The following is an 18,042-nucleotide window of genomic DNA, read 5'->3' on the forward strand; positions in this document are numbered from 1 at the left end:
GTTTGCGTGCGAATACTCGTTGTAGAAGATGATTTAACCACCCAGCAATTCTTGCAACGGGCTTTAACTGAGCAAGGTTATCAGGTGGATGTAGCCAGTGATGGTCAGCAAGGCTTATTTTTCGCCTTGGAGCACGATTACCAACTCATTGTATTGGACCGAATGCTGCCAAAGCTTGATGGGCTGACGGTGTTGTCTACTTTACGTAGTGCCAATAAAACTCTGCCAGTGATCATCCTTAGTGCCTTAGATAGCGTAGATGAGCGGGTCAAGGGCTTACGAGAAGGCGGTGATGATTACTTAGTGAAGCCTTTTGCCTTAGCTGAATTGTTAGTGCGAATTGAGATTTTAACCCAACGCCAACGTGGTCAGCTTGATTCGCAAACCAATACACTGCAGGTAGCTGATTTGAGTATGGACTTACTGGCACGGAGAGTATGGCGAGGCCAACAAGAAATACAGTTACAGCCAAAAGAATTTAAATTACTTCGCTATTTAATGGAACATGCTGGTCAGGTAGTGACTCGTACCTTGTTGTTTGAGGCCGTATGGAATTATGATTTTGACCCGCAAACCAATGTGATTGATGTGCATGTGGCACGCTTAAGAAAAAAGGTAGAACTTGATGGTCTTAGCCCACTACTTGAAACCGTACGTGGCGTGGGTTACCGGATGGTGGCGCAATAACCACCGAGCAAGCTCTGTTTGGCGATTGACCCGCCTTTATACTGGCTTATTGATGCTGGTGGTGGGTATTTTGCTGTGGGTGCTGTATCAATTAAGCGTTGGCCAACTTGGTCGTAGCCAAAGCCAGCAATTAAGCCAATTAGTGCAACAGCAGCAGCTGTTAGCCGAAGAGCTTAATCAGCAAGATTTCATTAGCCAATTTACTTTGCAGGCAAAGCAATCTAAGCAGTTTGTTTTAGCTTACAGTGATGGCAATACTACCTATGGGCGTTTGGCTTCTATCCCCAAACGAGCTAAAACTTGCCCGCGCCTCGCTCGCTTTCCGGTATATAACTATAATGAAATTCGGTTGTTTTCTGGCTGTGTTCAAAGCCTCAGTAATGGCCAATTGCTGGTGGCTACCGATGATGAAGCCCTGTTTGATTTACGCGAGCTGTTTCTTCAAGCCAGCATGGTTGCTTTGGCCTTAGCACTAGGCTTAGGTTTAATGACCGGTTGGTTTTTTTCGGCGCAAGTATTGCGCAGAGTAAACAGTTTTAATCATATTGCTCAGCAAGTTGAAGCCGGGGAGTTGAGTGCGCGGGTACCGATCGGGCCGCGTAATGATGAATTTGATCATATGGCTAAACACATCAACAAAATGCTCGCCCAAGTGGAGCACTCTTTTCAAGCTATCGCGGGTGTTACTGACGCGGTCGCTCATGATTTACGTACCCCATTAAGTCGCTTACGCTTGCGTATAGAGCAGGCCTTATTGGATGTTGAACATCAAGATATAGGTGCCAAGCAATTGGCGCAAATGTTAGCTGAGTTAGACCAAATACTCAGCACCTTTACAGCGATGTTAGAGTTAACGCGTTTAGAGCAACATCAACAAAAATCTTCGTTTAAAGCGGTCGATTTAGCTACCGTTGCTGAAGATGCCATCGAGCTTATTCAGCCTCTCTGCCAAGACAGGCAGCAAAACTTACAGCTCACTATTTTGCAGCCTTGTACTATAAGTGGTGATGCCACTTTGTTGTTTCGAGCTATTTATAATTTGCTGGAAAATGCCAGTAAATATGCAGGAGAGCAGAGTGATATTGAGTTGATGATTAACGGTGATGGTTTTGCCTTAAATGACACTGGCCCGGGGATCCCAGAGGAGGAAACCGATAAGGTGTTCCAGCGTTTGTATCGTTTGGAAAGTAGCAGAAATAGCCCCGGTTATGGCTTGGGTTTACCCTTAGTACGAGCCATTATTCGCTTGCATGGCGGGGAGATTAAATTGGAAAATAATCGGCCCGGCTTACGGGTTGCGGTGACTTTCTAGCCAACTCGGGTTTATGGGGCGTATAAAAAAAGCCAGTGCTCATACAGGGCACTGGCTTTAAACCTAAAATAAAAGTGACTAAATTTCAGGCTGTTGTGTCGAGAGCAATTATGAATGTACTTTGACCTTCTTGAGCTTGTTGGCTTTTCGAGCGAAGTAATTCACGTAATAAGTAAAATAAAACTGTTCCATATTTTTTCCCACCATCCAATGTTAATCACTGATGCGTTAGGCTAACAGCCTAATCACACGTACAGCCGGCTAATACCAGACTGTAAGGTGCGAGCGTATTGCTCTACCTAGCTAAGATACCACCATGGCTACAATTGTTTACAGTTTAAACAAATAGATCTGTGAGCGGTGTTGATGATTTGTTACTTCTGTGTATGTTTTTTGTGATGGCGAGTTGTTTGGTTTAAGCTATTGAATATTATGATTTTAATCATTAGGTCAAGCTCGGCCTACAAACGTAGGCCATTAATGATTCATCTACAGAGGCTCTTTTTCAGCGCTTATTAAAGCCATTTTCGGTGATGATTGGGTTTGCCGGTACAATATGGCAGTGGCCAAACTGAAGTAGCAAGCGGCCAATATCCATAAATGGGTAAAGTGTGTCTGTATTTCTTGAAAGCTCGCGCCCATCTGGTTCATCTTTAACATGCCTTGCACCATTGGTTTGGCGGGCACTAAGTCGGCAATAATGTTGAGCGGCATAGGAATTGAACTAATAGGCCAAATAAACCCACATAAAAATACTATAGGTAGCGAGGTCATCACACCCACAATGGTGGCATAATCACGATTAGGTAATATGGCCGCGATGCACATGGCCAAGCCACTGGTGGCGAGTAAAAAAGGCAGCAATAGTTTGTTGATGTCACCAATACTGGCCCAATGGTGTACACCGTAAAAATCTAAAACCACACCAATATAAAAGCTGCTCATTAACCAATATATCGCAACAAACAACAAGCTACGTACAGTCACTATTTTCCATGCAGGAAAGAAGCGGCCCATGTTGGGTTTGGTGGCTGGGATGCTGGGGCCAGCATGCAAGCCAATGGCAATCAGTAAGGTTTGGTGCAAAATAACAATAAATACAGCGGGAATGACATAATCCAAATACCCTTGATGGGTATTAAAGGCAGCGTTAGCGCTCAGTTTCACCGGTGAATATAAGGTGCTAGCTAGAGAGCTAGGCACGCCGTCAACCACCATTTTAGCCACCTTGACTTGTGCCGCTAGGGTGGCTGAGGTCGTCGCTAAGCCTTGTACAATGGTGCCATACACCAAGAAATAAGAGGCATCACCGGCGTAAGAGAGGGTTGGTGAGCGGCCCATTAATACATCGCGATAAAAATGCTTAGGGATTACCAGTAAACCACCCACCTGACGCTCTACCAATAGTTGCTGGGCCTCTTCAATACTGGATACTTGCTGGCTCACTTGGAGCAGCGGATTAGCATTCACCATTCTAATGAGTTGCCGGCTTAGTTGGCTGCCATCGGCATTAATCACCGCAATGGGTTGCTGCAGAGGGGTTTGTTTAATGTAAGGTTGTGGGTATAAAAAAGCATATAACAGTAACCCGCCAAATACCGTTAGCAATAAAGCTCGGTTGGCTAAAATACGGCGGGCTTCTATTTGTAATAATACTAACCAAGTCATGCTTTTACCTCACCTGTTGCTGAACAACTGAAGCGAATTTTAACTAGCCAGGCTGCGCTGATAAAAGCCAGACAAAATAGCAGTAGGGTGTGTAATGAGGGGAGTGATTGTAATAAGCCTGCCCCATAGTTAGCCTGTGAAACCTGAACTTCAATGTAGTGAGTTACCGGGATGAGTTGTCGCCAAAACTGCGCAAACCATGGCATGTCACTCACCGGAAAGGTGATACCCATAAAGGCGAAGCTGGGGGCGGTAAGCGCGCCAGCAAAACTTAATGCTCGCGCCATATCTTCAAACAGTAGCATGAAGATTAAAGCAATTGCCTGAGAAGCAATAACACACAATAACAAAGCCAGTAATAATACGCTCCAAGAGCCGCGCATCGGCCAGTCAAAGCCATGAAACATCAAGGTACATAACAAAATACCTTGGAGCCAAAGTAGCCCGCCAAAGAAGAGTAATTTCACGGATATTTTTTGCCAAGCTTGATTGGCTAGCCAGTGTTTATAGCTGTTGTCTCGCAATTCAGCGTTTAAGGCCAAAATCATCACTACCATGATCAGTATTTGCCAAAAAGCGGGCAGAGCGGCAGAAACAATGAACTGCGCATAGTTGCTGTTACCGTTATAAAGTGCGCTGATTTGATTGCGAATAGGCACCGATGAACTGAGTGCTTGCAATACTTGGGTATTGCCTTGGCTTAGCGCTCGGGCCACGCCTACCTTAGCCGAAAAAGTACCATGGCTTTGCTGTAGGGCTGAGTTAACCTGCTTACCTAACACCATAAATTGACTATTGTAATAAGCGGCAACTGTTGGCGTTTGAGCCAGTTTAGTGTGCTTCTCTAAATCTGTAGGAATGACCACCAAAGCCGATACTTCGGCTGTGCGAAGTAACCGCCGCGCTTCGATTTCGTCTGCTACGCTAATCACTTGTAGGCTTGGGTTCGCATCATAATGGGCAATTAAACTGCGCGATAACTGGCTATGGTCGCGGTCAACCACTGCTATGTGTAAATCACGGGTTAGGCCCGAAGAAAATACCCACCACACACCAAGAAAGGCCACTAAAGGCAACCAAGTGAGCATTGCCATTAGCCAGCGGTTATCTCGCAGCAGGCACCATTGCTGGGCAAATAATTGGCCGACGCTCAATCTGTTAGTGGCTGAGGGCTGCATCAGCTTATTGCTCTAATTGTACGATTGCGCTCATGCCTACACGCAGTTGTTCAATCTGCTGTAGGGGTCTGGCTTCAACTTCAAACGTGCGTAAATCAAAGCCGGTACGGCTATCGGTAGCACGCCAAGTGGCAAAGTCGCCCATGACTGCTACATGCGCTACTTCAAATTTGAAGCTTTGATTATCTAATGCGGGCAGGCTCGCACTAAATTGCTGACCTTTTTGGAACTGGCTCAGTTGGTCTTCACGCACATGTAAAATTAACCAAGCGTCTTGCATGTCGATAATGGATACCACAGGAAAGCCAGTAGGTGCTAATTCGCCCGTTTGCAGTAATAACTGGCTTACTTCACCCGAGTGCCAACTTTTCACTAAGGTATCGCTAGAGAATGCTTCAACTTCGGCAACCACGCCGGCAGCAGCGCGAACTTGCTCTAAGGCGGCGCGTTTAGTTTCGTCGCGAGCACCTTCTTTGGCTAGTTGATACATTTGTGAGGCGGCATTTTCGGTATAACGAGACGCTTGCCATTGGGTATATGCCTCATCACGTTTTTGTTCAGACACTACGCCATCATTAAATAAATTGTCTACGCGCTGGTAGGTTTTTTCAGCGAGCTTAGAAGCGGCGAGTGCTTTTTGCCATTGATCTTTAGCGGCTGATATTTCTTGGCTGCGGGCACCGTTTTCAGCTTGATCGGCCATCGCAGTGGCGGCTTCTTGCCCGGCTTTTGCTTGCTCTAATTTGGCGTCTAACTCTGGGCTAGTGATAGAGAAAATCAACTGCCCCGGCTCGACTTTATCGCCTTTTCTCACTAACACTTGGTCAATGCGCCCTGCCACTTTAGACGAGATGTTGTATTGCTGAGCCTCAATTTGACCCTGCAAAATATGCGGTTTAGGCTGGTAGGCTTGCCAAAAGGAGTACGCCACCCAAGCGATAATCGCGATCAGTGGAACAATGGGTAAAACGGCAGAAAACTTGCGCATAATAATTAAACCCTAATCAAAACGGTAATATTGTGAAAATTGTGCCATTTCACCGCTCAATGCGGTGAGTTTTGCTAAGGCAATGACATGGTGGTAAGCCGCCGATTGACGCTGTGTTTTTACACTGGCTTGATACATTTCTGCATCCACTACATCTAATGAGGTGGCTAAACCTTGGCTAAAAGCTTTAAGGCGGATCCGTAAATTTTCTTTCGATAGCGCCAAGGTAGATTCTAAGCCTTGGTATTCTTCTAGTGCTTGCTCTGCTTCTCGATAAGTCTTCTCCACCAACAAACCCAAATCGCGCTCGGCTTGCGCGCGAATATAGCCAATTTGAACCAGCGTACTATTGGCTGCCAAGACTTTGCCTGAGCGACCAGAGTTATCAATTAGGGGGACAGACACTCCTACACCTACCATCCAATCGGGGGCATATTTGGCGGCTAAGCTATCGCCCTTGTAGATGTCGTAGTTACCAAACATATACACCTCGGGTAGGTAGCTTCCTTTAGCAATGGTCACCATTTTTTTGGCCTGCTCGGCTTTACTGTCAAGAATAGCTAAACCCGGATAACCATTTAAAGTGTGCGACATAAAGCTTTCTAGTTCGGGAATTTGTTCTTCGGTAAATAAGCGAGTACTGGGTTCAACCACCTGTTGGCTGTGCAATAACTCTCGCAGGGCCAGTTGGGCAATCTCATAATTACGTAGGGCTTTTTTAGTATCTACTTTAGCTTTATCAAATGACGCATCGGCCTGTAGTCTTTCAACAAAGGCTATTTGGCCTTGTTGTTCAAGTTTAAGAGCGTTGCGCTGGTGTTTTCTTAGGCCATCTTCTACATCTTTGTAAGTTTCAGCCACTTGAGCGGCTAATACTACGCCAAAGTAAACTTTGGCTAAATCTTCAAATTTAGCCTGCTGTTGCATGGCTAATACTTTGCCTGCTTCAATATTTTGCTCGCGAGCGATATCTATCGCTGCACCACGCCGCCCACCAGTATACAAAGGCCAAATGGCTCGAATCGAGCTGGTAGTAATATCTTGTTCAGTAAAATTAGTGACTGTTGGTAAGTTTAATAATGGTGCGAGTATTTGCCCTAATGCAGGGTCTAAGCCACTTAAATCGAGTGACGCTAGCGGCTCCAAGTCTTTTAAATCTAAAGACACCGGTTTTTCTAAACGCGTATAGTTACCGGTTAAATCTACCTTGGGGTAATACAAGTCTTTGGCGGCATCACGCATCGCTTCTGATCTTGCTACGCTAGCTTTATTGGCTGCCAGGCTTTCGTTTTTCTCTAACACCTCAAGCCAAGCTTGTTCAAAGCTAATCGCCAACGCGGGGGGAGTGGCAAAGAATGCCAATAATAACATTGGCCACATTGTTTTGAGTAATGGGCTAAAAACGTATTGAATCACAGAGCCATTGTCCTTATGGGATTAGAGTATTTACTCTATCTTAAGTTGCGTATTTCATTCAAGCTATTTAGCGCTTTGTTCCTCTAGCTTAGAGTTATATAAGCTCAATAGCTAATTTAAGCTCAATTGGCACGAAGGAACATAAGCGATAGTGCATTTAGATGAAGTATAGGCATGGCCGGTGTTCCTGCTCTATAGGCTAAGCAAGTAGCTTGCCCAAACATAGCTTGGTTATTTTGTGTAAACAGGAGGCTAAAATCGCCAGTTAGAGTCTCCTTTAAAAAGAGTTAGTAAATGGGCCCAATTATTTCTAACTGGGTTAAATATACTCGTGTATCAAACTCCAGTTGGTGATAATTAGGCAGCATATGTTGGCAGAGTTGATAAAAGGCTTTGTCGTGCTGTTTTTCTTTTAAGTGAGCCAGTTCATGCACCACTATCATGTTTAAAAATGGTTCTGGCACCTTTTGAAATAGGCTGCTTATGCGGATCTCATTTTTACTTTTTAGCTTGTTACCCTGTACTCGCGAGACATAGCTATGTAAGCCTAAAGCATGTTTCACCACATGGATTTTTTTGTCGTAAATGACCTTGCTGAGTGGGGCCGATTTTCGCATATAGCGACTTTTAAGCTCGGTCGCATAGTCGCGTAATTCTTTGTCGTTATGAATGGTGTGCACTGTTGGATATTTAGTTAACAAAAATTCGGCCAGCCTTTGCTGGTCGAGCAGCATTTGGATTTTTTCAGTTAACTCTGCGGGGTAAGCGTTGAGGTATTTAAGGGTGCTCATCGTGGTGTTCATTGTTTCACTGTTCCCCCAGTGTAACTGGGTAAAAGGCTAAGGCATAGCCAAGCCGTTTAGCGATGCCTTAAGGCCTTTGACTATTTTCGGTTGAGCATTGCCACCGCCATAATCACTAACGCAATGCCGACCAACTGATAAAGGCTAATACTGTCGCCTAATACCCAGTTAGCCATTAACAGTGTAAACACCGGGCCGGCACTACCTGAAATTGCAGTGCGCTGTGCGCCAATGCGGTTAATCGCTTCGCTAAATAGAAACGAAGGGATCACCGTTGAAAATATCGCCATGTATAAAGCATAGACATATACCTGCTCAGGGTAGGAGTCTAGAGGGTTTAAGCTATCCTGCAGGAAAAAGTGAATGAATATTGCCAAGCTAGCAGCAATCATTGCTATACAGGTAAAAGCTTGGCTGCCTATTTGGTTAACAATGGCTTTACTAAAGACCAAATAGAAAGCAAAACTAAATGCACTCGCTACCACCAAGCCAGTGCCAAGCAGTACTCCTTGGCTTAAGCCTTGGTTGCTGGTTTCACTCCACATCATTAAGGCTACACCTAACCAACTTATCGGCAGCGCTACTATAAACACCGCTTGTGGTTTGTGCTGATACACTAACCAGGCTAATAAAATGGTAAAGCTGGGATAGACATAAAGCACCACTCGCTCGAGTGGGGCAGAGATATACTGTAAGCCACTTAAATCTAAATAGCTGGCAAGGTAATAACCAGCAATGCCGACCAACGATGCGGTGAGCAAATGGCTAGCGATGGGTTTATTGGTAAACCGTCCGCGCAGCCACCAAAATAAGCCTAATGCTAAATATATTGGTAAGCTAAAGGCCATGCGCAGAGTCATAAGGCTTGCCGGATCAATGCCATCGAGGTAAGCCAGCTTGATCCAAATACCTTTTAAAGAAAACAAGGCGGTGGCGAGTAAGGCTAAGGCTAAGCCGATGGTTGTGGGAGGTATTCGGGCGATAACAGCGCTTACCCGCTGGTGTGAGTTACTTATATTCATGTCCTTCGTGCCTTATTTCTGGTGTTTAATAATGGCTACGAAGGGCAAAAGTCTGGCTGCGCTTCGCAGCCAGTGAGCAATCTATAACAAATCTTCACCGCTGCAAAAGGTAAGCAGCAGCCACAGTTTAGCTAACGTCGCGGGCGTGATTAGCGCGAGCTGACTGATTAGCGGCAGTGTGGTTAACCATGTCATAGCTTTTCCTTGATGGTGAAGTTTTAGCCTACGAAATAGTTTTGTTTTGAGCAAGCTTTCGTTGTGACAATTTATCCCAGCCGCTACCAAGCACTAAAAAGATCACCGATAACAGCAAGGCATATACACTTTGTAGTCCCAGAGCGAGCAGTAACAAGCAGCATAATGCACAGCCTATCAGAGCGAGTATTCGCACAAAGCCTTTAAGCAAAACCACGCCTGCCAGCATGCTGAGCAAATACACCATAATGAAGTTACCGTTGGCATAGCGGATCAAATCATCTAGCGCTAACTGAAATGACCAAGCCACAAAACAACTGAGCACACAGGCCAACACAATGGCAAATAAGGCATAAGTTGGCACTTTATTTGGCGATAAGTAAGCCAGCTTTTTGGGAAGTTGCCCCTCGTCAGCCATGCTCCACAATAATCGGGCGAATCCTTGAATGTAAATATTGATGCTGGCGAAACAAGCAAAATAACCAATTATCGCGGCTAACCAGCTGGCTTGTTGACCAAACAGCAGTGCAACGATGTGCGGCAGGGATTGAGTATTGGCTAATTGGTCACCATAAGCACCATATTTTAGTACCACAACCGAAGCTGCCCAATAGACAGCACCAGCCACGAATACCCCGAGTATTAAAGCGATGGGGAAATCACGCTTGGGCTGGCGAAACTCTTCCCCCATATGGGCAAAAGCTTCAATGCCGACAAAGCACCAAAACATTACCGCTAGTGCTGGTGCGATACTTGGGCTGGAGAGCTGCTCCGGTAGGGCGTAATCAGTGATGACTATATCCGCTTGCCACCACAGTGCGGCCACTAAAGCGATGATGGCTAAAGCAATAAGCCCTTGCACATTCCCTGATAGCTTGGCACCACCTAAACCCAGTAATAGGATGGCGAGCAGCGTACCAAGTTGAATGACTAAAGCCATTAATGGGCTGATTGAGAATAAAGATTGCCAAAAGCCCGTTGCCATGACTAAGGCGGCAGGCAAACCCACAGGTAGCACGGAAATAAACAAAAACGCCGTGAGTTTTTCGCTATGCCCACCCAAGGCTTTGCCTACGAAGTGCGCGGCTCCACCGGCATGTGGGTAGCGCTTACCTAAGGCGGCAAAAGTAAAAGCGATAGGTAATACCAAGGCAATCAGCAGCAGCCAAGCAACCAGCGAGTGGCGTTCGGCCACACTGGCAGCAATGGCTGGAACCACAAATATCCCTGTTCCTAATAATGAGGTAGCCAATAAGGCGACTCCTTGGCTAATTCCTAATTGTTGCTTTAGACGGCTCATTTGATTTTGCTCTGGCGGCTTTGAATTTATGATGATACGCCTGAAGTGGCGCTGGGTTAGCTGTTAAGTTATCGGAAATAAAAGAAATATTGTCGGTAGTGACCGTGAAATTAACGGTCAGTGGTTTAGGGCCTTTTAGTGGCAGCTATTGCCGCCCCATCCATCATTTAAGACTCACAGGAAGTCGAGCGTAAACCGTCATTAATCATCAGATGCGTCAAATAACATTTAGTTAACCTTACTATGATTTTATCTGCCCCTTCGCTTGCATGATTGAGCTTCAAAACTTGCTGATATTGGTTACTTATAGCGATTTTGTAAAAAATAATTTGTCTTGTTTACAAAAACACGTTCTCAGAAAAACGTCTATTTTAGCGGCACTTTATTACCAAAGTGTAATGAAATTACATCATCTGTGTGGTTTTTGAGCGATATACCTCTTTAGGGTAGTTTGAAGTTGTTATTGATCTACATCATTTATTTATTTTTGTTACATCCTATTATCCGCGCATTATTTTGATTTTGTCCCTAGGAAGTCTATGAGCAAGTTGAAGCTAGTTGTCATTGGTAACGGTATGGTTGGTCATCGCTACCTAGAAGATTTAGTTGAAAAGGCCGATTTGAGCCAGTTCGACGTGACGGTTTTCTGTGAAGAACCTCGCGTCGCTTATGACCGTGTTCATTTGTCTTCATACTTTTCTCATCACACCGCTGAAGAGTTGTCGTTAGTTAAACATGGTTTCTACGAGAAGCACGGCATTGAAGTATTGTTGGGTGAACGCGCAATTAACATCAATCGCGACCAACAAGTGGTTTACTCAAGCACGGGTCGTGAAATTAACTATGACAAACTGGTTATGGCCACTGGCTCTTATCCGTGGGTGCCGCCGATTAAAGGCAGTGAGAACAAAGATTGTTTTGTCTACCGCACCATTGAAGATCTAAAAGCGATTGAGGCCTGCTCTAAAAAGAGTAAAAGTGGTGCCGTTGTTGGCGGAGGCTTATTGGGTCTAGAAGCCGCTGGCGCACTAAAAGCGCTAGGTGTAGAAACTCACGTGATTGAGTTTGCACCGGTATTAATGGCTGAGCAATTAGACCAGCAAGGTGGTTTATTACTACGCAATAAAATTGAACGTATGGGCGTGCAAGTGCACACCAGCAAAAATACCTTAGAAATTCAGGCGCAAGGCGAGCAAGCGCGCAATACGATGCAGTTTGCTGACGACACGAAGCTTGAAGTTGACTTCATCGTTTTCTCTACCGGTATTCGCCCACAAGACAAATTAGCGCGTCAGTCAGAGTTGGCGATAGCCCCGCGCGGCGGCATCGCCATTAATGATCAATGTTTAAGTTCAGACCAGAACATCTATGCCATCGGCGAGTGTGCTTCTTGGAATGAAAGCTTCTTTGGTTTAGTGGCGCCTGGTTACAAAATGGCGCAAGTGGCGGTTGATCATTTATTAGACCGAGATAATGCCTTTGAAGGCGCCGACATGAGCGCCAAGCTTAAGTTACTCGGGGTAAAGGTAGGTAGCATCGGTGATGCTAATGGTCGCACGCCGGGCTGTAAGAGTTTCGTATACCAAAATGATGAAGAGGGCGTTTACAAACGCTTAATCGTTTCCGAAGATGGCAAAAAATTATTAGGTGCGGTATTGGTGGGTGACACTGCTGATTACGGCAACTTGCTTCAGCTTAAACTGAACGATATGGATCTGCCAGAACACCCCGATTCATTGATTTTGCCTGCTCATGCGGGGGGTGAAAAACCCACAATGGGGGCTGACTCATTGCCTGATAGTGCTGTGATTTGTTCTTGCTTCGATGTTACCAAGGGTAAGATAGCGGCAGCGGTTGCCGATGGACAAACCACGGCGGCTGAGATTAAGGCCTCTACCAATGCCGGCACGGGGTGTGGTGGTTGTTTACCGCTAATTGGCCAAGTGCTTAACGCCGAGCTTGCCAAAGCGGGTGTTGAAGTCAAAAACCACCTCTGTGAACACTTTGAATATTCACGCCAAGAGTTATTCCACCTGATCCGTATTGAAGGCCTAAAAAGCTTTGACCAAGTACTGACTAAACATGGTAAAGGTTATGGCTGTGAAGTATGTAAACCTGCGGTTGGGTCTATCATGGCGTCATGCTGGGGGGACCACGTATTAACGCCACAACTGGTTAGCCTGCAAGATACCAATGATAATTTCCTTGGCAACATGCAAAAAGATGGCACTTACTCGGTTATTCCACGTATGCCTGGCGGCGAAGTCACGCCTAAAGCACTGGCCGTATTAGCGGAAGTCGCGGAAGAGTACACACTTTACACCAAAGTAACCGGTGCCCAGCGGATTGGTTTATTTGGCGCACAAAAAGACGATTTACCCACCATTTGGCGCAAGCTTGTTGAGGCGGGTTACGAAACTGGCCAAGCCTACGGTAAAGCATTGCGTATGGCGAAAACCTGCGTAGGTAGCACCTGGTGTCGTTTTGGTGTGCAAGACAGTGTTGGTCTAGGGGTAATGCTAGAAAACCGCTACAAAGGTATTCGTACTCCGCACAAAATGAAGTTTGGCGTATCAGGTTGTACTCGCGAATGTGCTGAAGCTCAAGGTAAAGATTTAGGCATTATTGCCACCGATGCTGGGTGGAACATGTATGTTGGCGGTAATGGTGGCATGAAACCTCGCCACGGTGATTTGCTAGCCGCTGACTTAGACCAAGCAACCTTAATTAAGTATGTAGACCGTTTCATGATGTTCTACATCCGTACCGCTGACAAATTACAACGTACTTCTGTGTGGTTAGAAAATTTGGAAGGCGGCGTAGATTACCTGCGTGAAGTGATCGAGAACGACAAGTTAGGCATTAATCAGCAGCTAGAAGCCGATGTCGCCAAGCTTATCGAAAACTTCAGTTGTGAATGGACCGATACCATTAATGATGAAGCTCAGCTTAAGCGCTTTGCTCACTTCATTAACAGTGACCAGCGTGATGACAACGTGGTGTTTGTGGCTGAACGCGAACAGCATCGCCCCGCTAGCTTTACAGAAAAAAATCCGAGCGCAAAAGGCGACATCCTACATGTTGAGTTGGAGGCATAATCATGAGCTTTGAAACAGTTTGTAAACTAAACGACATCACCCCCGGTACGGGTATTTGCGCCTTGGTGAATGGAGCTCAAGTTGCCTTGTTCCGTCCACGAGATGATGAACAAGTATTCGCCATTAATAATATGGACCCTTTTGCTCAATCTAACGTGTTATCACGCGGTTTGATTTGTGAGCATCAAGGCCAACTTTGGGTCGCTAGCCCACTAAAAAAGCAACGCTTCCACTTAGAGAGCGGTAAATGCTTAGAAAACCCAATGGTGTCAGTGGCTAGTTATCCAGTAAAAGTGAGCGCCGGCAAGGTTGCTGTAAGCGCGTAAAGAATTTCGATTTAACGTTAAATTAAGGACCAATATGTCTTATGTAAAACCTGCTGAATTCGCTCAGATGATGATCGATGCCGGTGAAAGCAAAGTATTTATGTCTACCCGCGATACCATTATTCGCGGCATCATGGCGGGTGCTATTTTAGCTATCGCTGTAGCGGTCGCGATTACAGCGGCAGTGCAAACCGGCATGCCAATTGTGGGTGCTTTGGTATTCCCGGTGGGCTTTTGTATTTTGAACCTAATGGGCTTTGATTTAATGACCGGTGTATTTGCGCTAGCGCCATTACCCTTGTTAGAAAAACGCCCAGGCGTAACCAAAGCTGGCGTATTGCGTAACTGGGGTTTAGTGGGTCTAGGTAACTTGATTGGCTCAGTATCGGTAGCATTTTTGGTTGCCTTAACCTTTACCATGAATTTCAGTGTAGAGCCTGGCGCTGTTGGCCAAGCCTTCATTAAAGCGTCTACCGCGCGAACTTTAGGCTTTGCAGAGCATGGCTTAAATGGCTGGATCACCGTATTTGTAAAAGGCATCTTATGTAACTGGATGGTATGCCTAGGTGTCGTGGGCGCTATGACCTCTAAAACCGTTGGCGGTAAAGTACTGGCGATGTGGTTCCCTATCTTTATCTTCTTTGGTTTGGTATTTGAACACGCGGTAGTAAACATGTACCTGTTCCCATTAGGGATGATGTTAGGTGCAGAGTTCACGATTGCTGATTGGTTAACTTGGAACCTTATTCCTGTCATCCTAGGCAACATCGTAGGTGGTTTATTAGTGACGGGTATGAGCATTTACTTCACTCACGGTAAAACCTTGCCACAGCGTAATGCGGCTTAATTAGCCAAAGCTATCGCCCCAATAGCAAGATAAAAAGCCCCTAGCCAATTTGTGCTTAGGGGCTTTTTGTATATTAAAGACTATCTTCTACTAAGGCTAAAGTGGGCAGCAACTCACTGAACTGATATTCTACGTTTTTGGCCAGAATACTGGTTCATTCGTACCATATTTAGTAAGCAATTTTCATAGGACGCCGTTGATGCCCGATTCTCCATCTAGCCTAAGTCATGCTCAGGGTTTTGTTTCATTAGTTGGCGCTGGCCCTGGCGATCCAGATTTACTCACGGTAAAAGCGGTAAAGCGGATCCGCACCGCCGACGTTATCGTGTACGATCGTTTAGTGTCACAAGACATCCTTGACTTAGCCTCGCCTACCGCCGAGATGGTGTATGTAGGCAAGAAGCTAGACCATCACTTTGTACCGCAGCCAAAAATTAACCAGATTTTGGTTGACCAAGCACAGTTGGGCAAGCACGTGGTGCGTTTAAAAGGCGGAGACCCATTTATTTTTGGTCGTGGTGGTGAAGAGTTACAGTCTTTAGTGGCAGAAAGTATCGCTTTTGAAGTGGTGCCGGGCATAACCGCAGCAGTGGGTTGTACAGCCTATGCGGGTATCCCTTTAACTCATCGCGATCATGCGCAAAGTGTGCAATTTATTACCGGCCATTTAAAGCAACATGGTGAAGACATTGATTGGCCATCTTTAGCTCAATCTAACCACACCTTAGTGTTTTATATGGGCTTAAAACAGTGCCCACAAATTCAAGCTAACTTAGTGGTAAACGGCTTAGCAGAAAGCACGCCCTGCGCCATCATTGAAAAGGGCGCTACGCCACAACAGCGAGTATTAACTGGCCCCTTAGCCGAATTAGCGCAATTAGCTGGGCAAGCACAAAGCCCATCATTAATCGTCGTGGGCAGTGTCACAGAGCTGCATCAAGAGCTAGCGTGGTATAAGCCTGAATAGACCTTTACCTATCAAGCCAGCCGATGGCTGGCTTGATGTCACTCCCTTCCTGTAAAATAAACGGTTATATTTGTGATTCACGGTCATTTTAAAAATTCAGCTAGAAGCCCTTGGCGTGTTTTTTTAGATTGCTACTTACCTTCGTTGGGCTTATAAATTGTTCTGTGTCTTGAGCCAAGTCGATAGGCCTGATATAACCAAAGCGAGTTGGTGCAGCCATACCAGTAACTATACGGAAGTAAATATTTGGATAAGTTCGATCAAAAGATAGTGGCCTTGTTAGTCGACAACGCACGCACACCCGTGAGTCAAATCGCCAGGGCGATCAACCTATCTCGTTCAGCTACCGCTGAGCGAATCAGCAATCTTGAAAAGCTAGGCATCATCAGTGGCTATCATGCAAGCGTTGGTCTGGCTAAGCAAGATTCGCCTATTGCTGCTCATTTCGAACTACGCTATAACGAACACAATTGCGAAGCTTATGCCGCATTTATGCGTGGTATTCCTGAAATAAAGCGGTGTCAGGCGATTTCGGGAGACGTCGATATGTTGTTGTATGTTGAAGTGCCTTCCATGGCTCGCCTAGAAGAGATTCGCCTGCAGTTGGAACAGATGGACAAAATGGTGATGGTGCGCACTCACATGGTGTTGCGGGATATGTTCAGGCGCTAAGGGTGGCCATGAAAAGAGTGATTGTGGGTTTTCAGCTTGATAGTGAGCAACACTGGGTGGCTCGCCTAGCTTGTGGTCATGTTCAACATGTACGGCATATCCCTCCTTGGCAAAACCGTCCTTGGGTCGCCACCTACAAAGGGCGCTCAAGCATGTTAGGCCAGCATTTGTCGTGTACCAAATGTTTAGACTTAGCGCCCCGAGATTGGAGTTAATGATCTTTTAGTTAATCATCACGTCACATTTAATTTTTTTGTGTTGAGTGGTTAGTAATTGTATTTATGACTTTATGGCGCTAAAGAGTCATAGTTACCTCTGGTAAATATGAAGCCTCGCATAACACTGCTGGAGTCACCGCTAATGATGACTAATTAGAATGCTATGCGAGCTCTAAAGCTGATTACATGGCTAGCTCATAGATACTTTCCACTTCTTCGGCAGTTGGCAAATGCGGGTTACCAGGCAGGCATGGGTCAACCATTGCCTTTCCAACCCAAACCCTTATATCAGAACTTTGAATACCTAAGTCGCTAAATCCGTTGGGGATCTTGACCTGAGACGATAGCTCTTTAATTAGCTCAATTGCCTTCTCAGCACCTTGTACATCGTTCATATCTAGCTTTTGATCAAGTAATGCCTCGGCGACCAGTTTGTAACGCTCTGGGACATATTTGGCATTATATTCGCAAACATAGGGAAGTAAAATTGCATTACACACTCCATGTGGAAGATTATGTGTTGCGCCCGGTTGGTGCGCCATTGCATGCACCAGTCCAAGCCCCGAGCTGTTAAAAGCCATGCCCGCCAAGAATTGCGCACAAGCGAGTTTATCGCGCGCTTCAACATTTTTACCATCAGCAACAGCAATGGGTAGCCATTGACGAATCAGTTTAATAGCTTCACGAGCCGTTGGCTCAGTCAAAGTATGTGCGCCGGGCGTCACGTAAGCTTCAATCGCATGAGTCAAGGCATCCATACCGGTAGCGGCTGTTACATTGGCCGGTAAATCAAGCATTAAATTTGCATCGTTTACCGCTATGTCAGGGATCTGTTTGGCGTCAATAATCACCATTTTGACTTGTTTTTTTTCATCGGTGATCACCGAGTTTGACGTCATTTCAGCTGCCGTTCCCGCTGTGGTATTGACGGCAACAAAAAACTGCCCTGGGTGGGTGACCTGTCCTACCCCGTTGAAATCACAGATATCGCGACCTGGGTTTGAAGCCATCACTCTAATCGCCTTAGCGCAATCCATTGGACTACCACCTCCCACAGCCATAAAGGCATCGCATTCATGGTCCAAATATACTTGATAGCCTTGGCGAACAAGGCTTGCGGTAGGATTTGGGGTCACCTGATCGAATAGTGCGTAAGATATATTGTGTAATTCAAATTGGGCAAATACGTCGTTCAAGATACCTAATTTAATGAGGTTACTATCCGTGACCAATAAAACACGATTGGTTTTTTGCTTGGCTAATTCTTCGATTGCATCCACTACTGCGCCGGGACCAGCAAAACTTAGTTTGGGTAAATTTAGTGCAAATGACATGTTTAACGCTC

16 protein-coding genes are annotated in these 18,042 nt (G+C 45.7%); 8 read left to right on the forward strand and 8 right to left on the reverse strand.

What is annotated here, in order from left to right; translation table 11 throughout:
• Positions 1–6 precede the first annotated feature (6 nt).
• Both M0C34_RS00505 and M0C34_RS00510 read left to right on the forward strand, forming a co-directional pair.
• Positions 7–687 carry a response regulator transcription factor gene (locus M0C34_RS00505; RefSeq protein ID WP_248713717.1) on the forward strand — a complete coding sequence of 227 codons (681 nt, stop codon included), beginning with the start codon at positions 7–9 and terminating at the stop codon, positions 685–687.
• Positions 626–1,999 carry a sensor histidine kinase gene (locus M0C34_RS00510; protein ID WP_248713718.1) on the forward strand — a complete coding sequence of 458 codons (1,374 nt, stop codon included), beginning with the start codon at positions 626–628 and terminating at the stop codon, positions 1,997–1,999. Before M0C34_RS00505 ends, M0C34_RS00510 begins: the two co-directional genes overlap by 62 nt.
• Before the next feature lie 489 nt (positions 2,000–2,488).
• Here the strand turns inward: M0C34_RS00510 and M0C34_RS00515 are convergent, their stop codons facing one another.
• The 7 genes from M0C34_RS00515 to yjeH form a co-directional block, all read right to left on the reverse strand.
• Entirely contained in the window at positions 2,489–3,667 is a 1,179-nt protein-coding gene (locus M0C34_RS00515; protein ID WP_248713719.1) for an ABC transporter permease, read from the reverse strand.
• Complete coding sequence (locus M0C34_RS00520) at positions 3,664–4,845, reverse strand: ABC transporter permease (protein WP_248713720.1); 1,182 nt, start codon at positions 4,843–4,845, stop codon at positions 3,664–3,666. Before M0C34_RS00520 ends, M0C34_RS00515 begins: the two co-directional genes overlap by 4 nt.
• Positions 4,846–4,849: 4 nt before the next feature.
• Entirely contained in the window at positions 4,850–5,833 is a 984-nt protein-coding gene (locus M0C34_RS00525; protein WP_248713721.1) for an HlyD family secretion protein, read from the reverse strand.
• 12 nt (positions 5,834–5,845) lie between these two features.
• Positions 5,846–7,249, reverse strand: a complete 1,404-nt coding sequence (locus M0C34_RS00530; RefSeq protein ID WP_248713722.1) for a TolC family protein — start codon at positions 7,247–7,249, stop codon at positions 5,846–5,848.
• Between the two features lie 287 nt (positions 7,250–7,536).
• Positions 7,537–8,052 (reverse strand): M48 metallopeptidase family protein, encoded by a 516-nt coding sequence (locus M0C34_RS00535; protein WP_248713723.1) that lies wholly within the window; start codon positions 8,050–8,052, stop codon positions 7,537–7,539.
• An 80-nt stretch (positions 8,053–8,132) separates the two neighbouring features.
• The gene (locus tag M0C34_RS00540; RefSeq protein WP_248713724.1) at positions 8,133–9,074 is read right to left on the reverse strand and encodes a DMT family transporter; all 942 of its coding nucleotides are present in this window, start codon (positions 9,072–9,074) and stop codon (positions 8,133–8,135) included.
• Between the two features lie 223 nt (positions 9,075–9,297).
• A complete protein-coding gene (gene yjeH, locus M0C34_RS00545) occupies positions 9,298–10,569 on the reverse strand; it encodes an L-methionine/branched-chain amino acid transporter (RefSeq protein ID WP_248713725.1) in 1,272 nt (423 codons plus the stop codon).
• Between the two features lie 539 nt (positions 10,570–11,108).
• Here yjeH and nirB point away from each other — a divergent pair.
• The 6 genes from nirB (at position 11,109) to M0C34_RS00575 (ending at position 16,694) form a co-directional block, all read left to right on the forward strand.
• The gene (gene nirB / locus M0C34_RS00550; protein ID WP_248713726.1) at positions 11,109–13,667 is read left to right on the forward strand and encodes a nitrite reductase large subunit NirB; all 2,559 of its coding nucleotides are present in this window, start codon (positions 11,109–11,111) and stop codon (positions 13,665–13,667) included.
• A 2-nt stretch (positions 13,668–13,669) separates the two neighbouring features.
• On the forward strand, positions 13,670–13,993 hold the full coding sequence (gene nirD / locus M0C34_RS00555; protein WP_371923105.1) for a nitrite reductase small subunit NirD: 324 nt from the start codon (positions 13,670–13,672) through the stop codon (positions 13,991–13,993).
• Positions 13,994–14,027: 34 nt separating this feature from the next.
• Positions 14,028–14,840: a formate/nitrite transporter family protein gene (locus tag M0C34_RS00560; protein ID WP_248713727.1), complete on the forward strand. Its 813-nt coding sequence runs from the start codon at positions 14,028–14,030 to the stop codon at positions 14,838–14,840.
• 199 nt (positions 14,841–15,039) lie between these two features.
• Positions 15,040–15,807 (forward strand): uroporphyrinogen-III C-methyltransferase, encoded by a 768-nt coding sequence (gene cobA, locus M0C34_RS00565; protein ID WP_248713728.1) that lies wholly within the window; start codon positions 15,040–15,042, stop codon positions 15,805–15,807.
• A 246-nt stretch (positions 15,808–16,053) separates the two neighbouring features.
• Positions 16,054–16,479 carry an Lrp/AsnC family transcriptional regulator gene (locus tag M0C34_RS00570; RefSeq protein ID WP_248713729.1) on the forward strand — a complete coding sequence of 142 codons (426 nt, stop codon included), beginning with the start codon at positions 16,054–16,056 and terminating at the stop codon, positions 16,477–16,479.
• Positions 16,480–16,487: 8 nt separating this feature from the next.
• Positions 16,488–16,694, forward strand: coding sequence for a DUF3565 domain-containing protein (locus tag M0C34_RS00575; RefSeq protein ID WP_248713730.1), 207 nt, complete (start codon positions 16,488–16,490; stop codon positions 16,692–16,694).
• Between the two features lie 185 nt (positions 16,695–16,879).
• On the opposite strand, the gene fucO is transcribed toward M0C34_RS00575, so the two are convergent.
• Positions 16,880–18,031, reverse strand: a complete 1,152-nt coding sequence (fucO, locus tag M0C34_RS00580) for a lactaldehyde reductase (RefSeq protein ID WP_248713731.1) — start codon at positions 18,029–18,031, stop codon at positions 16,880–16,882.
• Positions 18,032–18,042: the final 11 nt, after the last annotated feature.

It is taken from the genome of Agarivorans sp. TSD2052 (assembly GCF_023238625.1).
Taxonomy (GTDB): Bacteria; Pseudomonadota; Gammaproteobacteria; order Enterobacterales; family Celerinatantimonadaceae; genus Agarivorans.